13 protein-coding genes and 1 pseudogene are annotated in these 16302 nt (G+C 69.4%); 4 read left to right on the top strand and 10 right to left on the bottom strand.

The window, feature by feature from the left end; translation table 11 throughout:
- Nucleotides 1-14: 14 nt before the first annotated feature.
- The 7 genes and pseudogenes from AFR_RS15725 to AFR_RS15695 all read right to left on the bottom strand — a co-directional run bounded on the left by AFR_RS15725 (nt 15) and on the right by AFR_RS15695 (nt 9707).
- Entirely contained in the window at nt 15-677 is a 663-nt protein-coding gene (locus tag AFR_RS15725; RefSeq protein ID WP_023361469.1) for a hypothetical protein, read from the bottom strand.
- Complete coding sequence (locus AFR_RS15720; protein ID WP_023361468.1) at nt 677-1315, bottom strand: class I SAM-dependent methyltransferase; 639 nt, start codon at nt 1313-1315, stop codon at nt 677-679. Before AFR_RS15720 ends, AFR_RS15725 begins: the two co-directional genes overlap by 1 nt.
- Nucleotides 1316-1455: 140 nt before the next feature.
- The gene (locus tag AFR_RS15715) at nt 1456-2436 is read right to left on the bottom strand and encodes a hypothetical protein (RefSeq protein WP_023361467.1); all 981 of its coding nucleotides are present in this window, start codon (nt 2434-2436) and stop codon (nt 1456-1458) included.
- A 266-nt stretch (nt 2437-2702) separates the two neighbouring features.
- Nucleotides 2703-3845, bottom strand: a pseudogene (locus AFR_RS15710) (OmpL47-type beta-barrel domain-containing protein); the annotation flags it as partial.
- 80 nt (nt 3846-3925) lie between these two features.
- Complete coding sequence (locus AFR_RS15705) at nt 3926-7840, bottom strand: ThuA domain-containing protein (RefSeq protein ID WP_041840897.1); 3915 nt, start codon at nt 7838-7840, stop codon at nt 3926-3928.
- An 18-nt stretch (nt 7841-7858) separates the two neighbouring features.
- The gene (locus AFR_RS15700) at nt 7859-8857 is read right to left on the bottom strand and encodes a multicopper oxidase domain-containing protein (protein ID WP_041840896.1); all 999 of its coding nucleotides are present in this window, start codon (nt 8855-8857) and stop codon (nt 7859-7861) included.
- A 229-nt stretch (nt 8858-9086) separates the two neighbouring features.
- Nucleotides 9087-9707, bottom strand: a complete 621-nt coding sequence (locus AFR_RS15695) for an acyl-CoA-like ligand-binding transcription factor (RefSeq protein ID WP_023361463.1) — start codon at nt 9705-9707, stop codon at nt 9087-9089.
- 80 nt (nt 9708-9787) lie between these two features.
- Between AFR_RS15695 and AFR_RS15690 the strand changes: the two genes are divergently transcribed.
- Together AFR_RS15690 and AFR_RS15685 are read left to right on the top strand one after the other, a co-directional pair.
- Nucleotides 9788-10648 (top strand): oxidoreductase, encoded by an 861-nt coding sequence (locus AFR_RS15690; RefSeq protein ID WP_023361462.1) that lies wholly within the window; start codon nt 9788-9790, stop codon nt 10646-10648.
- A gap of 77 nt (nt 10649-10725) precedes the next feature.
- A complete protein-coding gene (locus AFR_RS15685; protein ID WP_023361461.1) occupies nt 10726-11592 on the top strand; it encodes an AraC family transcriptional regulator in 867 nt (288 codons plus the stop codon).
- A gap of 4 nt (nt 11593-11596) precedes the next feature.
- Here AFR_RS15685 and AFR_RS15680 read toward each other — a convergent pair whose 3' ends face one another.
- Nucleotides 11597-12751: an outer membrane protein assembly factor BamB family protein gene (locus AFR_RS15680; protein ID WP_023361460.1), complete on the bottom strand. Its 1155-nt coding sequence runs from the start codon at nt 12749-12751 to the stop codon at nt 11597-11599.
- Between the two features lie 168 nt (nt 12752-12919).
- On the opposite strand from AFR_RS15680, the gene AFR_RS15675 reads away from it, so the two are divergent.
- Together AFR_RS15675 and AFR_RS15670 are read left to right on the top strand one after the other, a co-directional pair.
- Complete coding sequence (locus AFR_RS15675; protein ID WP_238547287.1) at nt 12920-14422, top strand: glycoside hydrolase family 43 protein; 1503 nt, start codon at nt 12920-12922, stop codon at nt 14420-14422.
- 145 nt (nt 14423-14567) lie between these two features.
- Nucleotides 14568-14966, top strand: coding sequence for a hypothetical protein (locus AFR_RS15670; protein WP_023361458.1), 399 nt, complete (start codon nt 14568-14570; stop codon nt 14964-14966).
- A 20-nt stretch (nt 14967-14986) separates the two neighbouring features.
- On the opposite strand, the gene AFR_RS15665 is transcribed toward AFR_RS15670, so the two are convergent.
- Together AFR_RS15665 and AFR_RS15660 are read right to left on the bottom strand one after the other, a co-directional pair.
- Nucleotides 14987-15193, bottom strand: coding sequence for a hypothetical protein (locus tag AFR_RS15665; RefSeq protein WP_023361457.1), 207 nt, complete (start codon nt 15191-15193; stop codon nt 14987-14989).
- A 114-nt stretch (nt 15194-15307) separates the two neighbouring features.
- On the bottom strand, nt 15308-16189 hold the full coding sequence (locus AFR_RS15660; protein ID WP_148307973.1) for a GNAT family N-acetyltransferase: 882 nt from the start codon (nt 16187-16189) through the stop codon (nt 15308-15310).
- Between the last annotated feature and the right edge of the window lie 113 nt (nt 16190-16302).

Raw genomic sequence — 16302 nt, 5'->3', positions numbered from 1 at the left:
ACAAGAGTGCCGCCTCAGATCCAGTCCCCCAGGTCGTAGACGATCCGGCAGTAGTCGTCGGCCGTGTCGACCACCGGCAGCGTGAGCAGCGTCCCGTTGTCGATGAGGGAGCCCAGCACACTCGGCAGGCTCCCGGCCTTGCCGGAGACGTTGGTCCCGTCGGCTTCCTCCATCGGGAGCTGCAGCCCGTAAACCTCGCCGGTTGCGGCCACCCGGACGTAGACGCGGCACGCGCCGGAGGGCCCGAGCATGAACCCGGCACAGGTGTACTCGTCCTCGAACCACGGTGATCCCCCGCCGTGGATCAGCGTGCTCAGCAGGCTGAACACGTTGTGGTCGTCCGTCCTGTTCAGGCCGGTCGGGCGAAAGCCGTGCTCAGCCGCATCCCCGACGGTGTTGCCGTGACTGTCGACCACCCCGCCCGTCGGCGTGACCCCGGCGCTCACGGTGATGCGCAGCCAGTCGATCGCGGCATCAACGCCGTCCTCGGTCAACGTGAACTCGTAACCGATGCCCGACTCCCTCCGCGCATCCGGCGAGAAGACGACCCGGGCCCTGGTGTGGCCGGCCCGCACCACACCGCGCAACTGAAACCCCGCCGGCGGCAGCGACCCGACCGGCGCCACCACGAGAGGTGCGATGCGGCGCAGCAGGAAGCCGAACAGGTGCTCGTCCATCACGCCACCCGGTAGTGCGAGCGGACCGCGGGCTGGCCGGTGTAGTTGGGCCCGGCCCGGTCGTCGGCGCCCAGGTAGACGTAGGGCAGGTTCAGCACGGCCGGACCGGTGCGGCTGATCCGGCGCCGGCGGGCATCGTAGGTGAAGCCGGCCGCCCTCAAACGCGACGCCAGGCGCCGGGTGGTGGGCTCACCGGTGTCGATCGCGGACAGGTCGAGGTCGGCGACCAGCCGCCCGCCGGGACTGAGCCAGCTCGCGGCCCGGCCCAGCGCCGCGAGCTTGTCCCCCACGTAGTGCAGGCCGTGCACGCAGGTGATCAGGTCGAACGTGCGGTTCGGAGTCCAGCTCAGCAACGGCGCACAGATGAGCTCCGGCGGCGCCCCACCCGGCACCGGATCGAACGCGTCCACCAGATCGACCCCGACCAGCGCGGCGGCGCGTACCCGGGTTGCGGCCTGGATCAGCGCCCGCCCGCTGCCGCAGCACAGATCCAGCCAGGCGGAGTTTTCACCGAGCAGATCCACCGGGTCGAAGCCCAGCTCTTTGGCGTAACTGTTGGCGCCGGTCAACTGCCGTTCCCGGTTCATCGCATTGTTGGCGACAACCGCGGATCCCAGCAGCGTGTCCTCGTCGATCACCCGAGCGACACTAACCGGCGTCCTGGCGATCGACAGCAACCGGCACAGCGGGTGAGCGTCTCGGCCACCTCGACCGGGTCACCCACGACAAGGGCGCATACGACGGGCCGGGGACACGCGGTCCCCGGCCCGTTCGATCGTCAGAGCTTGGCGGGGCCCGCGACGTCTGCTTCCTGGACCGCGGAGGACGTACGGTCCGCCGCGTGCTGCTCGATCTTGGCGTCGCGATCGGCAACGGTGCGCTGAGCGGCGCTGGACTTGGCCGCAGCCGTGCCCTGCTCGCCCGTGACGCCGCCGCGGATGCGGTTGTTGGCGGCCACTCGAGCGGCCGGGGTGTTCGACGTGGTGGTCAGTTTGCCGTCGATGATGTTGTCGTCGACCGTGACACCACCGGTGGTGTTGGTGATGCTGACGTCGCGGCCCCAGTACCCACCGGACGCGCAGCCGGCGAGGGCGCCGTTCGGGCCGAGCTGGACGCCGCCGAGGTTGCCGGCGAAGGTGGATCGGCCGCGGATCGCGCTGCCGCAGACGACGCTGCCGGTTGCGCTGTTGAGGACGGACAGGGTGCCGTCGACGAAGGAGTCGTGGACGTCGGTGTAGTAGGTGCCGGTGGTGCTGACGTTGCCGGTCACCTCCGTGCCGAGGTCGAGGCGGACCTCGCCGGCGTTCGCGGTGACCGTGCCGTCGATGGCGGCGTTCTCCACGAAGAGGAAGCTGTCGATCGTCGCGGAGCCCTTCGGGCGTACGGTGATCGACCCGGTCCCGGTGTCCTCGAGGAACACGCCGTAACCACCGGAGGCCAGGTCGATGCCGCCGCCGATGTCGGTCGTACCCGCGTCGAGGTATCCGTCCGCGGCGACCTGGATCTCCCCGCTGATGCGGCCGCCGGTGATGACGAGGTTGGCGCCCGCGGCGACGCTGACGTTTCCGGTGATGGTCGTGCCGGTGAGGGCGCACGACTGGCCCGCCGGGACGAAGAGGTCGTTGGGCACGGTCACGGCGCCGCCGGTGCCGATGCAGTGGGTGACCAGGTCGGCGCTCGCGCTGCCCGGTGCGAGCGTCAGCGCCGCGGCGGTGACGACGACGGTGGCGGTGGCCAGCTTCGCGGCGGTACGTCTCATCGCTGAACTCCCTTGACGGCTTCGGAGCGGGCGGCTGCCCGCACGATGGTTCCCTGCTGGCGGGCAGTGAGCTGACCGGCGGCGACCAGCGGCGTCGTGACGGTCTCGACGTGCCGGACGAACGCCGCGTGGTTCGGGTAGCCGGCGTGCTCGTCGATCAGGTCGTTGATCGTGCAGCCGTTGCCCGTGTCGGTGTTGGGGATGCCGGTGTCCTCGGTGCCGATGACAACCGTGGCCCGGGTGTCGGGGACGGGGCAGTCACCGGTGGGTGGCGCCGCGACCGTGAAGGTGATCGAGGCGACGGCCGCCACGTTTCCGGCGACGTCCGTGGCCCGGTAGCGCATCGTGTGCGCACCCACGGCCGTGACCGTGACCGGTGCCGTGTACGCCGCCCACGCACCCGCGTCGAGCGCGTACTCGATCGAGGCGACCCCGGACCCGGCGTCCGTGGCCGTGATCGTCACGACTGCGCGGCCGGGCTGTGAGGTGTTCGCCGTGGCTGCCGTGACCGGAGCGGTGGTGTCCGGGACCGGAGCCGCGACCACGGTGAAGCTCGCCATCTGCTCGGCCGAGGTGTTGCCGGCGACGTCCGTGGCCCGGAAGTGGACCATGTGCGAGCCGGCGCCGGTGACGACGACCGGGGCCGAGTAGACCGCGAACGCACCACCGTCCACGTTGTACTCGATCCGGGCGACCCCGGAGCCGGTGTCGGTCGCGGCCAGCGTGACCGTGGCCCGGTCGAGGTAGCGGCCCTGGGTGTCCCGGTCACCGGTGACCTGCGAGGTGACCACCGGCGGAGTGGTGTCCCCCGGAGCCGATTCGACGATCGAGAACGAGACCGAGCCGACGGCGGACACGTTGCCCGCGTTGTCCGTGGCACGGAACTGCACCGAGTGGTCCCCGACCGCCGTCACCGCGACCGGAGCCGTGTACGCCTGGAAGCTGGTGTCGTCGACCTGGTACTCGATCGTGTCGACGCCCGAACCCGCGTCCGAGGCGGAAACGGCGACTGTGGCCGTACCGAGGTAGTCGCCGTCAGGGTTCTGATCTCCGGAGACCTGGGCCGAGACGGTGGGTGCGGTGGTGTCCGGATCGCCGCCGCCGCCGGTGACGACGAGCTCGCCGACCATCGTGCTGTGTCCGGGGATCGAGCAGAAGTAGCGGTAGCGCCCCGGGGTGAGGGTGACGGCTTGCTGGTGCCGGCCGTCCTGGGCGTCGAACGGGCTGGCCAGGATGTTGAGCGAGACGTCGTGGTTGTAACCCTCGGCCGTGGTGTCGAAGGTCAGGGTGTGCGGCATCCCGGTCGTGTTGCCGGTGGCCGCGCTGTTCTCGAAGACGATCGTCGTCGCCCCGGCGACCGCGGACGAGGGCGTGGACTTGTAGCGGGTGATGTCGTCGTCGGCCGTCCAGGTCAGGGTCTGCGCGGCGGCGGCCGGAGAGGCCACCACCACCGGGGACAGCACGAGCAGCAGACTGAGGAGGAAGCGTCTCATAGGGGCCTCACCCGGATGTTCTGGAAGTCCATCAGGTCGGTGTCGCTGTGGTTCTGCAGCCCGATGAAACCGCTGGCGAACTGCCGCAGGTCGGTCGGCGGGTCACCGGCGCGGGAGGACTGCTTGCCGGGTGTGTTGTCGAACTCGTTGATGACCACGCCGTTGCGCAGGATCGTGTAGTGCTGGCCGACGACGCGGATCTCGTAGCTGTTCCAGACGTTCTTCGGGGTGACCCGGGCGTCGGGAAGCGTGACCGGGTCGAAGTTGTAGATCGAGCCGGTCTTCTGCGTCTCGCCGGTGTCACCGTCGTAGAGCTGGATCTCGTGCCCGCAGAAGATCGCCACCCAGGCCTCCGAGGTCCGTGCCGAGCCGGTCGTGCCGCAACTGCCCGGCGGGCGTTCGTCGAGCGGGATGCGCGGGTCCGGGAAGCGTGTGAAGACACCGCTGTTGGCGCGGGCGGTGCCCGGTGCCACGTCGCGGAACTGCAGCTTCAGCGAGAAGTCGGCGTACTGCTTGGTGTACCAGAGCATGCCCAGGCCACCACCGGAGCGCAGCGAGCCGTCCGGCTGGATCGTGAACTGCCCGGAAGGTGCCTGCTCCCAGCCGAGCAACGACTCGGCGGTGCCGTCGAAGAGCGGTTCGTAACCCCGGTGGCCGGCCTTGCCGACGTCCGATCCGGCTGCCGCGCGGGTCAGTGTGCCCGCTTCGCGGCCGGTGAGCACACCGTCGCCCTGCAGGGTACGCGTGACAGCGGTGACGTGGCGGACGAAGCTGTCGTGGTCGGGCCAGGTGCTCTCGTCGTCGATGAGGTCGTTGACGGTGCAGCCCTCACCGGCCTGCTTGTTCTCCACACCCGTGTTGACGTCGTCCACGAACACCGTGCTGCGGGTGTCCGGTGTGGTGCACCCGGCCGTGACAGCCGTCTGCACGGTCGCGGTCTCGCCGTTCGCGTACGTGATCGTCAGCTTGGCGGTGTACTTGCCGGTCCGGGCGTACGTGTGGCGGGGGTTGGCCTCGGTCGAGGTGCCGCCGTCACCGAACTCCCAGCGGTAGGAGACGCCGCCGGACCGGGTTCCGTTGAAGGCGATGGTGAGCGGCTTGTTCTGCACGGCGACCGAGGACGCGGCCGGGGCCGGGGTCGGCGCACCACCGGTGTAGGTGATCCGGATCAGTTTCTGGTTGGCGTGCAGGCTGAAGAAGCCGCCGCCGTAGTCGAGCAGGTAGAGCGCGCCGTCCGGGCCGAACTTCGCGTCCATCCAGCTCTGCAGACGGGTGTCGCCGTTGCCCGACGGGATGATCGAGCGCAGTGACTCGCCGAAGATCGGCGGGGCCTGCTGCGGCACACCGGCCGGGTCGACGGTGACCGCGACACGGTTCGCCGCGTTGGACTGGTCACCGATGAACCACTTCTCGTCCCAGTACGCCGGCCAGGCCACGCCGCTGGCCGTGTCGACACGGTCGCGGTGGTAGGTCGGGCCGGACATGATGGCCTGACCGCCACCCCGCAGGTACGGCTGCGTGTAGGTCGCGTCCGCCTTGTTGTAGGTCGGGATGCCGCTGCCGTCCGCGCGGTCGGGGAAGACCGGTCCGCCACCGTCGGGCGAGTACCAGATCATGTTGTCGCGGGCCGGCGGCACGTCCACCAGGCCGGTGTTGCGCGGCGACTCGTTCTTGAGGTTGTCGCAGTCGTACCAACCGGTCAGGACGGTGGCGTCGGTGCTGCTGCGGTCGCGGTACGGCTGCTTGTTGCCCATGCAGTACGGCCAGCCCTGGTTGCCCGCCGAGGTGATGATCGTGGCGGACTCGTACTTGGCCGGGCCGAGTGTCGGGCTCGGTGCCGCGGCGTCGGGGCCGACCCAGCCGGCGGTCAGCCACTGGTGCTCGGGGTCGATCGCGAGCCGGGCGATGTTGCGCACGCCCATCACGTAGATCTCGGGGCGGGTCTTCTCGGTGCCCGGCGGGAAGAGGTTCCCGGCCGGGATCGTGTACGTGCCGTCGGCCTCCGGGTGGATCCGGATGATCTTCCCGGCGAGGTCGTTGGTGTTGCCGGAGGTCCGGCGCGCGTCCTGGAACGAGACACCCTCGTACGCGGCGGTCCAGTTGTTGCCGGAGTAGCCGCTCGAGCCCTCGGACGAGTTGTTGTCACCCGAGCCGACGTACAGGTTGCCCTTGTTGTCGAAGGCCATGCCGCCACCCGCGTGACAGCAGCTGTGGATCTGCACGGGGAACTTCAGCAGGTCCTTGCGCGAAGCCTGGCCGATCGTCTGCGTCGCCTTGTCGTAGGTCAGCCGCGAGACGGTCCGCTGCCCGATCCGCTTCTCCCGGTCGATCGAGTCGTGCGGCATCCAGTAGACGTAGAGCCAGCCGTTGGTCGCGAACGCGGGGTCCGGGACGATGCCGAGCAGACCTTCCTCGTTCTTGACCAGCTCGGAGCCGCTCCCCCGGTTGCCCATCACCGGCAGCGTCGTCAGCAGCTTGACCTGCTTGCTCGCCGGGTCGTAGGAGTGGATCGTGCCGCAGCCGAGACCGACGTTCGGGTTGGCCCAGTCGACGACCGGCCCGGTCGGGCAGGCGGCCTTGCCGACGTAGAACACCGTGCCGTCGTCGGCGATGGTGAGGCCGTGCGGCTCGCCGATCTGGTCGAGCTGACCGGTCTTGTTCGCCGCGGTCAGCCGCTCGACCTTGTAGTTCGCGGCGATGGTGGCCTGGCAGTCACCGCGTTCGACACCGGTGGTCCAGCGCAGCGCGCCCGCGAGGTGGCCGCGGAACGCGTTCTCGCCGTAGCTGCCCTCGGTGTGGCCCATGCCGGTGTAGAAGGACCGGCCGCCCTCGTAGTCGCGGCACCAGGACACCGGGTGGAACGGGCCGTTGGCGCCCGGGCCCGGGTCGTAGAAGCGTTCCTCGACCTGCGCGACCGTGTGCACGGTCCCGACCGGGTTGGGGTCCCAGTTGTACCAGCGGTCGGATCGCTTGACCGTCGTCGGCAACGCCTTGGTCGACGGGTGGTTGCGGTCGAGGATGTCCACGACGGCCTCGTTCACGGCCGGCGGCTGCGGTGCCGACATCGTGCCGGTGAAGAGCCGCAGGTCGGCCAGCTGGATCAGCGGCTCACCGCTGTTCGCGGTGATGTTCAGGCGCCAGAACTTGAACTCCGCGGCGCCCGTGACCTCGAACTTGCGGATCAGGAACCGGTCCGCGAACGTCTGACCGGTCCGCTTGTCCACATCGGTCCACGTGGTGCCGTCGGCGGAGCCCTGCAGCGTCCAGTCCTTCGGGTCGCGGCCGGGGAAGTCGTTGGCGGAGGTGAGGGCGTACCCGGTGATCGCGGTGGGTTTGCTCAGCTCGTAGGCGACCCAGGCGGCCGGGGTGCGGACCAGCCACTTGGTGTTCGCGTCGCCGTCGGTGAGCTTCTCCTTGGTCTCGTTCGGGGTGTTCTCCCCGCTCGCGGTGACCTTCGAGACCGCCTCCGGCACCGGGATGCTGCCCGCGGGCCGCGTGCCGATCAGGCCGGTGAACCAGGCCGAGTCGAGCTGCGCGCTCGCGGCGTCGCCGATGCCGACAAAACCGTTGCCCGCCTTGACGTAACTCTGCAGCGCCGTCTCCTGATCACGGCTCAGCGCGGCACCCGTCGCGGACAGGAACACCACCGCGCGGTACTTCGCGAGCTTGGCCGGTGTGAACGTCGCCGGGTCGGTCGTCTCCGTGACGGTGAAACCGTCCGCCTGCCCGAGCTCCTTGACCGCCTGGGTCGCGCGGGCCACCGGATCCTGCTGCTCCGCGGCCGGTCCGTGAAAGACCAGCACCTCCATCGGTACGGCCGCAGCCGGCGCGGCGTGCGCGATCGCCGGTGTCCCGGCGATCAGCAGCACGGCCGCAGCCAGTGCCCTCCGCAGTAGTTGTCCTCGTCTCATCCCAAGCCCCCTTGCTGGTCAGCCGTGCTGCGCGCTGTGGACGTGGCCCTGAAAACGGTGGATCGCCTCCTCGGCACCGGGTGGCATGCTCCCGTCGGCGTTGCGGACCAGGAAGATCCCGGCCATGCCGCCGTCGGAGTGGAACTGCACGTGGCAGTGGTACATCCAGGCGCCGGGTCCGACGCCTTCACCGGCCAGCACCTGGAAACCGAAGGAACTGCCGGGGTTGAGGTCCTTGTTGTCGATGACCAGGCTCGGATCCGCGGGGCCCTCGAGCATGCCCGTGCGGTTGTCCGCCCAGCGATGCGCGTGCAGGTGGAACGTGTGGAAGGTGCCGCCGTGGCCGATGGCGAGCCATTCGACACGCTGCCCGAGGTTCGCCTCGAACATCGGTGTGTTCGGCGCCATCTTGTTATTGATCATCATGTCGTTGAAAACGACCGTGAACTGCTTCTCCGGCAGGATGTCGCCGCGCCGCCGCACGATCAGCGCGCCGTAGAGACCCTTGGCGACACCGCCCGTGCCGTGATCGGTGCCCATCGCGTGGTCGTGGTAGTGCCAGTAGCCGGCGCTGCCGGGCATGAACCGGCGGCCCTCGGCGGCGAACATCTCGCGCGAACGCCAGGTGTAGGTGCGGGTCTCACCCGGCTTGTTGAACGAGTCGTTGAACGGACTGCCGTCGGACTCGGTGCTGTAGTCGACACCGTGCGGGTGGATCGACAGCCGCTGGTTCGTGGTGTTGACCAGGGTGATCTCGAGGGTGTCGCCCTCCCACATCTCCAGCACCGGGCCCGGCACGGTCGCCTTGCCCGGCTCCAGCCCGTAGCCGAACAGCCCGCCGGGCAGCGCCTCGGCGTAGATCGTGACCTTGCGGGTCGCCCCCGCGGCGGCCCGTGCCGGCTCACCCCGCAGGGCGTTCGCGGCCCCGGCGGCCCCGGCCAGGCCGACGGCGCCGCCGACCATCAGCGACCGTCGTGAGAAGTTCTTCCGAGGCCACCTGACAACGTTGTCGCCCATGCGTCTCCGTCCACGAGAATGGGTGCGGAAGATCGAGAAGTGTCCACAGTGGGGGTGCCCTTTTCTCGGCGACCCCCACGACTTTCGTCGGATGAGAGCAATCTATGTAGCGCATTGACGAAAGTAAAGGTCTCAAACATCAAAGCAGAGACCCCGGAAATGACCTCGAAATCATCTTCGCGCAGGCCAGAGGCATTGTTGATCTTCAATACGCCAGGGATGGCGCCGATCAGACGACGGGTCCGTCCAGGGCCGGAGCGAGGATGACGAAGGCCCGGTCGGTCAGCTCGGCGAGCCGCCGCTCGTCGTCACCCTCCCGCCACTGGCCCACCACGGTCTCCAGGGCGAGCAGGGCCATCCCGGCCGCCATGACCGGGTAGGGGTCCGTCACCGGGTCCAGGCCGTGCCGGGCAGCGAGCCCTGCGGCGAGCCCCGTACGCCACTCGATCTGGCGTTCCATCCAGCGGGCGTGCAGGGGCGGGTGGTCCAGCACCAGGCGCACCACGATCCGGGCCCGCTCGGTGTGGTCGGCCTCGTCGGTACAGGCGGCGAGTGGCACCCAGACCGCGTGGCGCAGGGCCACCGACGGCGGTTCGGCCGCGGGACGGCTCTCGAGCTCGGCCACGACCCCCGCACCCAGGCCGGCCAGGAACTGCACGACCACGTCCTCCTTGGACGCGAAGTAGCGGAAGAACGTCCGCCGGGAGAGACCGGCCGCCGCGACGATGTTGTCGACGGTCACCTCGTCGAAGCCCTTGGTCGCCATCAGCATCAGGGCCGCGTCACGCAGCTCGTCGGCAACGAGCTGACGCTTGCGGCCCGCGATGCTGCTGTCCGTCCCCGATCTCATGCGCCGATGCTATGCCATGCCCTCGACGACACAATCGGGCCCTCTTGACACACTGTGCCACCGCCAGCACAGTTGGGCACATGACTGCCGATCTGAGCGACCGCACCTTTGTCGTCACCGGGGCCTCGAGCGGCCTCGGCCTGGCCACCACCCGGGCCCTCGCCGCCCGCGGCGCACACGTCGTGCTGGCCGTCCGCGACGAGGAGAAAGCCCGCCGGGTCGCTCCCGGTCACGAGATCGAACATGTCGATCTGGCCGACCTCGACTCCGTGCGTGACTTCGCGGCCCGCCTGCACGACCGGCACCCCCGGATCGACGTGCTCATCAACAACGCCGGCGTGATGGCCCCGCCGCGCACGCTCAGCCCGCAGGGGCACGAGCTGCAGTTCGCCACCAACCATCTGGGCCACTTCGCCCTCACCGGACTGCTGCTCGACCTGTTGCTCGCCGGCCGCGATCCCCGGGTGGTCACCGTGACCTCGGTCAACCACCGGCAGGCAAAACCACCCTTCGGCGAGCGCGCCTACTCCCCGATGGGCGACTACAACACGTCCAAGCTGGCCAACGCGATCTTCGGCGTGGAGCTGCACCGGCGGCTCACCGCGGCGGGCCTCCCGCTGAGCAGCGTGCTCGCCCACCCCGGGTACACCGTCACCAATCTGCAGTTCAGCGCGACCACCCCGATGTGGCGTTTCCTGCTGGGCCGGATCGGCAACCCCCTGCTGGCCCAGCCCGTGGAGAGCGGCGCCCGGCCGCTGCTCTTCGCCGCCACCGACCCGGCGGCGCAGCCCGGTCAGCTCATCGCTCCGGACGGGCCGGGCGAGCTGCGCGGTCGTCCCGCACCGGGAAAACTGGCGCCCGCCGCCACCGACCCGGAGAACGGCCGCCGGCTGTGGGAGCTCTCCGAGAAGACCACCGGCGTACGCTTCGACGCCCTCTGACCGAAGCGGGCTCGGATTGTCGGGTGCCGCCCCCTTCCCGCCTGGCGTAATGGTTCGTGACCAGGAAGGAGCCCGGGGTGCTGGAACGGCTGAACGAGGCCATGGACCACATCGAGCAGCAGCTCGGCGGGGAGATCGAGCCGAAGGACCTGGCCGCGATCGTGCTGACGTCGGAGTACCACCTGCGGCGGATGTTCTCGTCGCTGGCCGGGATGCCGCTGTCGGAGTACATCCGGCGGCGGCGGATGACCGTCGCCGGCGCGGAGGTGCTCGCCGGGCGGCTGACGCTGCTCGACATCGCGGTGCGGTACGGCTACAGCTCCGCCGAAGCCTTCGCCCGGGCGTTCCGGGCGGTGCACGGTCTCGGGCCGGGTGAGGCCCGCCGGACCGCGGCCACGCTCAGCTCACAGCCCCGGATGTCCTTCCGCCTCGTTGTCGAAGGGAGCAGCAGCATGCGATACCGGATCGTGGAGCGGGAGAGGTTCTCGGTGATCGGGCACCACGCCCGGGTGCCTCTCGTTCATGAGGGGATGAACCCGGCGATCGCGGAGTTCATCCGCGGCATCGGCAAGGAGAACCTTCGTGACCTCGAAGCCCTGTCCGGCGCGGACCCCGGTGGCATCATCAGCGCCAGTGTGAACCTGCCCGAGGACCGCGCCGAGGGCGGCGAGCTGGACTACTACCACGGCGTGGCCACCACCGCGGCCACACCGGACGGGCTGGACAGCCTCGACGTCGAGGCCGGCAAGTGGGCGGTCTTCGACAGTTCCGGAGCCTTCCCGCAGACACTGCAGCACCTGTGGCGGGACGTCTTCACCGAGTGGTTCCCGTCCAACCCGTACCGGAGCAGGCCGGGACCGGAGCTGCTGCGTGTCCGGCAGTCGGCGGACGGGAGCGAGGCGGACGCGCAGCTGTGGATCCCGGTGGAGGACGCCGGGCGGTGACGGGTCAGCGCCGGGCCGGGGCGAAGGCGACGATGCGTTCCAGCAGGACTTTGGTGAAGACCCGGCCGCCACCGACGGCGACGTCACCGATGCTGCCGCCGTCCGAGATCTTCGTCCGGCTCAGCAGCTTGCCGGTGGAGGCGCGCATGGCCGCCAGGTACGCCGCACCCCGGGCGCGGCCGTTCGGGGACTGCTGGAAATAGACGATGCCGGTGTCGACGGTGAGAGTGGACCGCGGATGGATCCTGCTCCACCAGCGGCGCCGGCCCGTCGAGTCGTAGGCGGCGGTGGTGTCACCGGACGTCGCGAAGATGCCGTAAGGGCTGGTGTGGACAGCGTTGTAGCCGCCGTCCGCACCGGTCCAGGCGGGTTCACCGTCCCGGATCCCGTACGCCCGGATCGACCCGCGCGAGACGTACGCGTGCTTGCCGTCCAGGGCAAATCCGCTGCCGCCCTCGACGGGCCGGGACCACAGCGGTTTGCCGGTGGTGGTGTCGAGGACCGTCATCGTGTTCGTGGACGTCATCGTAATCGTGGACAGAGTGTTGATCATGACCGCGGCATACCCGGCGGTGGTCGTGAGTTTCACGTAGCCCCCGGGCAGCGTGTACGACCAGACCGGGCTGCCGTCGCTCACCCGCCAGCCGAAGACGGTCGTGTGTTTGCAGTCGACCTCGCACTCCGAGCGGGAGACGGTGATCAGGAGCGAGCCCGACAGCAGCGGCGGATTGGGATGTTGCTGACCGGGCTGCTTCTGCATCGACAGCAGCCGGCCGTCGGGCCGGAACGCCCGGATCTGCGTGTCCTCCCGGTACGTGGTCACGAACAGCGTGCTCCCGCTGGTCACCGGCTTGTACGGCATGATCGACTCGATCGCGCCCGTGGCGAACGACAGCGCGCGCCCGGTCCCGGCGTCGTGCCGCACGACCCGCAGGAGCGAGCGGGCGTTCGTGGGATCGCGGACACCCTCGAGGTGGTAGGTCGAGCCGGCGAGGTAGACCGGCGCCGTCCCGACCCCCATCTTCGGCGTGACGCTCCAGGCCATACGCAGCCGTGACGCGCCGGACGCATCAGGCCCGGTGACCGGGGCCGCTCCCGCCGGGACAGCGGCGGCGGCCAGGGTCAGGCAGGCGAGAGCGGAGACCACAATCCGGTGCATCCCCGTACGATCGCCGCCCGCACCCCGATCACTGCGCCGGACGCGCGGAGAGTCACCCGGACGAGCAGCCGTCACGGCGCTGTGCGGGAGTGTTGGATATTGACAACTTCCGATTGCTTGTGCCTGAATGCGTCTACACCTGCCCGGCCCGTCCACTGGGGAGAAACCATGATCAGCGCCCGTCGTACGACCGCTGTCCGAGCCTGTGCAGGATTGATGTGTGTCGCGCTCGCGGCGTTCTCCCTGCCCGGTGCCGCCGCCGCGGCGATCCCCGACTACACGACCGCCGAGGCCGGCAACCCCTTCGTCGACGGCCTGTACGCCGATCCCGACGTGGCCGTCTACGGCAGCACCTACTGGGTGTACCCGACCTCGTCGCGCAGTTACGCCGAGCAGACCTACCTCGACGCCTTCTCCTCGCAGGACCTCGTCCACTGGACCAAACACCCGAACGTCCTCACCACCGCACGGGTGTCCTGGGCGAAGTACGCGATGTGGGCGCCGGCACCCGTGCAGCGCAACGGCAAGTACTACCTGTACTTCGCGGCGAACGACATCCAGAACAACTCGGCGCTCGGCGGCATCGGGGTGGCGGTCGCGGACCGGCCCGAGGGGCCGTACACCGACGCGATCGGCCGGCCGCTGATCTCGCAGTTCGTCAACGGTGCGCAGCCGATCGACCAGGACGTCTTCATCGACGACGACGGCCAGGCATACATGTACTACGGCGGCTGGGGCCACGCCAACGTCGTGAAGCTCAACAGCGACATGACCAGCCTCGGAACCTTCGCCGACGGGACGACCTACAAGGAGATCACCCCGTCGAACTACACCGAGGGCCCGCAGATGTTCAAACGCAACGGCAAGTACTACCTGATGTGGTCCGAGGGCGGCTGGACCGGCCCCAACTACTCGGTGTCGTACGCCATCGCCGACTCCCCCACCGGCCCGTTCGTGAAGCTCGACCGGGTGCTGGACCAGGACCCCGCGGTCGCCCGCGGCGCCGGCCACAACTCGGTGATCAACGTGCCCGGCACCTCGACCTGGTACATCGTCTACCACCGCCGGCCGCTGAGCCAGACCGACGGCAACTACCGGCAGCTCGCCTACGACCGCATGTACTTCAACGCCGACGGCACCATCCGGCGCGTCGCGATGCTGGTCAAGGACAACTTCGACGACACCAACGCCGTCGGCTGGCGGACCTACGGCGGCGGCTGGTCGACCTCCGGCGGCCAGTACCTCGCCGCGTCGTCGGCCGGCGGCAAGTCGCTGCTCGACGTCAACTTCGCCAACCTCGCGTACGACGCCGACATCACCCTGACCGGCGGCGGCGGTGACGGCGGCCTGCTGTTCCGCACCACCGGAGCAGCTGTCGGCACCGACAGCCACCAGGGCTACTACGCGGGCATCTCCACCCAGGGCCGGGTCGTACTCGGCCGCATGAACAACAACTGGACCCAGCTCGCCTCGGCAGCCCTGCCGATCACCCAGGGCACCCGGTACCACCTGCGCATCGAGGCGATCGGCTCGTCGATCAAGGTCTACGTCGGCGACCTGACCACCCCGAAGATCTCGGTCACCGACACGACCTGGACCTCCGGCGCCACGGGCGTCCGCGTCTTCCAGACCGCCGCGAGCTACGACAACATCGCCGTGACACCCCGCTGATCCGGCCCGCTGCGCTCTCGCGAAAGCAGCGCGCTTGTGAGACCGTTCGCCCGTGCTCGGTGGTGGTCAGCGAAGTGTTCGTCATCTGGTCGTTCCGGCCCTCTTGGTCCGGCTCATCGGGAAAGGCCGCTGGAAACACCCGGGCGTGGCCGCGTTCGCCCAGGTCGCGCCTTGGTTCGGCGACCCGCTGGACTTCCTGGGCGATGTGGAGGACATGGAACGGCAGTCGCGTGCTCTGGACCGGCTGGTGGATGACGACGAGGCTGCGCGACTCTTCCACCTCGCCCGCCCGCGCCTCCCGGCAGACACGGCCGGCCTACCGTGGCTCGACGTCGAACAAGCTCACTTCATCGCGGTGAGCGAGCGTGTCGGCGACGACACGGCAATCGCGCTGGACTACCGGACTGATCGGGCCGATCCGTCCGTCGTCGGCAGCGACATCTGGACAGTCCCCGGGCAGTACCACTGGCGAACCATCAGCCCGACGTTCTCAGCCTTCACGGCAGCGCTGGGAATCGACGATCCGGGCCGGACAAGCAAGTAGGTGCCGGAACTCAACGGGCGTCACCCGTCGCAGTCCTCCTGGGCTGTCTCCTCGAATTCCGCCTCGGACACCACGCGCTGATCCTGATACCCGAAACCGGTCAGCACCATCCCGGGCGCCAGCTCTTGGAGCACCGCCACGGTGAACTTCAGCGACACCACGTTCGTCGCGCCGCCGTGGGCGTAATACCCGGCGTCCTCGCGGAACGCCCGCATCGTCTCCTGCATGACCAGCCAACTCGATGGTTTTCTCGAAAAGGGCGATCCGGGCCGGGGCGACCACGGTCGGGTGCTTGACACCGTCCGCGTCCGGCGTGCTCACGCGGTCACTATCTCGCTGCGTCAGGCCGCCCGTCGATAGGTGACGGTGCGTCCGGCGTCGCGGAAGCCGATTCGGTGATACAGCTCTCGGGGCACTGGGTAGCCGGTGTCACCACGGGGGCACACCACGGCGAGGGTCGCGCCGGCGTCACGCATGGACCGCAGGCAGGCCAGGCTGACGGCAGCTCCGAGGCCACGCCGGGCATGCCGGGGATCGGTGCCGACCGGTTCGAGCAGAGCGGCCCGGTTGACGTCGTCGTACCAGCCGAGTGCGGACGCCACCAGGGTCCCGTCGGACGCCTCCACCACCAGGTCGAGATCACGCCGGTAAGGCCAGGTCTCCGCGATCACCCGGTAACGCTCGGTGGCCATGCCTGACTCGCCGTCACCGAGGTCCACCGGCGGCACCTGCAGCCGGCCGAGCGACTTCGGGCGCCACGCCGCCCGATGAACCGCGGCCCGCTCGGCCACCTCACCGCGCCGGGTTGCGCGCACCCGGTAGCCATCGGGCAGGGTTGGCGCGGGGAGGTCGCCGTCCAGATCACGGACGCAGTGCCGGAAGTACGGTTCGTCCGCTTCGCAGTACCCGGAGTTCCTGAGACCAGCGATCAATGCGGTGTCGGTGTCCATCGCGGTCACCGTCTGCTCGACCGAACCGGCCGCCTGGTCGAACCAGCGCAGCACCGTGGGCACCAGACTCGGTGACGCATGCAGTTCGAGGCCGCCCGGCCGGATCAGCCCGGCCCAGGCCACGACCTCACCGTCCGCGTCCCGCCACATTTCCACAGTGCGATACGGCAGCGTTGACCGCTGCCACGCCAGGTCACCGATATGCCAGTGACTGTCCGGTGTCCAACTGCGCTGAACGGCCCGCTGCATAGCCATCAGGGCGGCATTCGTCACGGCGTGATTGTGCACCATGGAAGACGGCGCCGAGAGCCAGTTAATTGCTGCCTTCGGGGACGGCGCAGCGCTAGGGTCGGGTACTCACTGGGGCTGAGTAACAACGCTGAGGT

It is taken from the genome of Amorphoplanes friuliensis DSM 7358 (genome assembly GCF_000494755.1).
Classification (GTDB): Bacteria; Actinomycetota; Actinomycetes; order Mycobacteriales; family Micromonosporaceae; genus Actinoplanes; species Actinoplanes friuliensis.
Note: the sequence above shows the minus strand (reverse complement) of the source record. Positions and strands in the feature narration are given on the sequence as shown.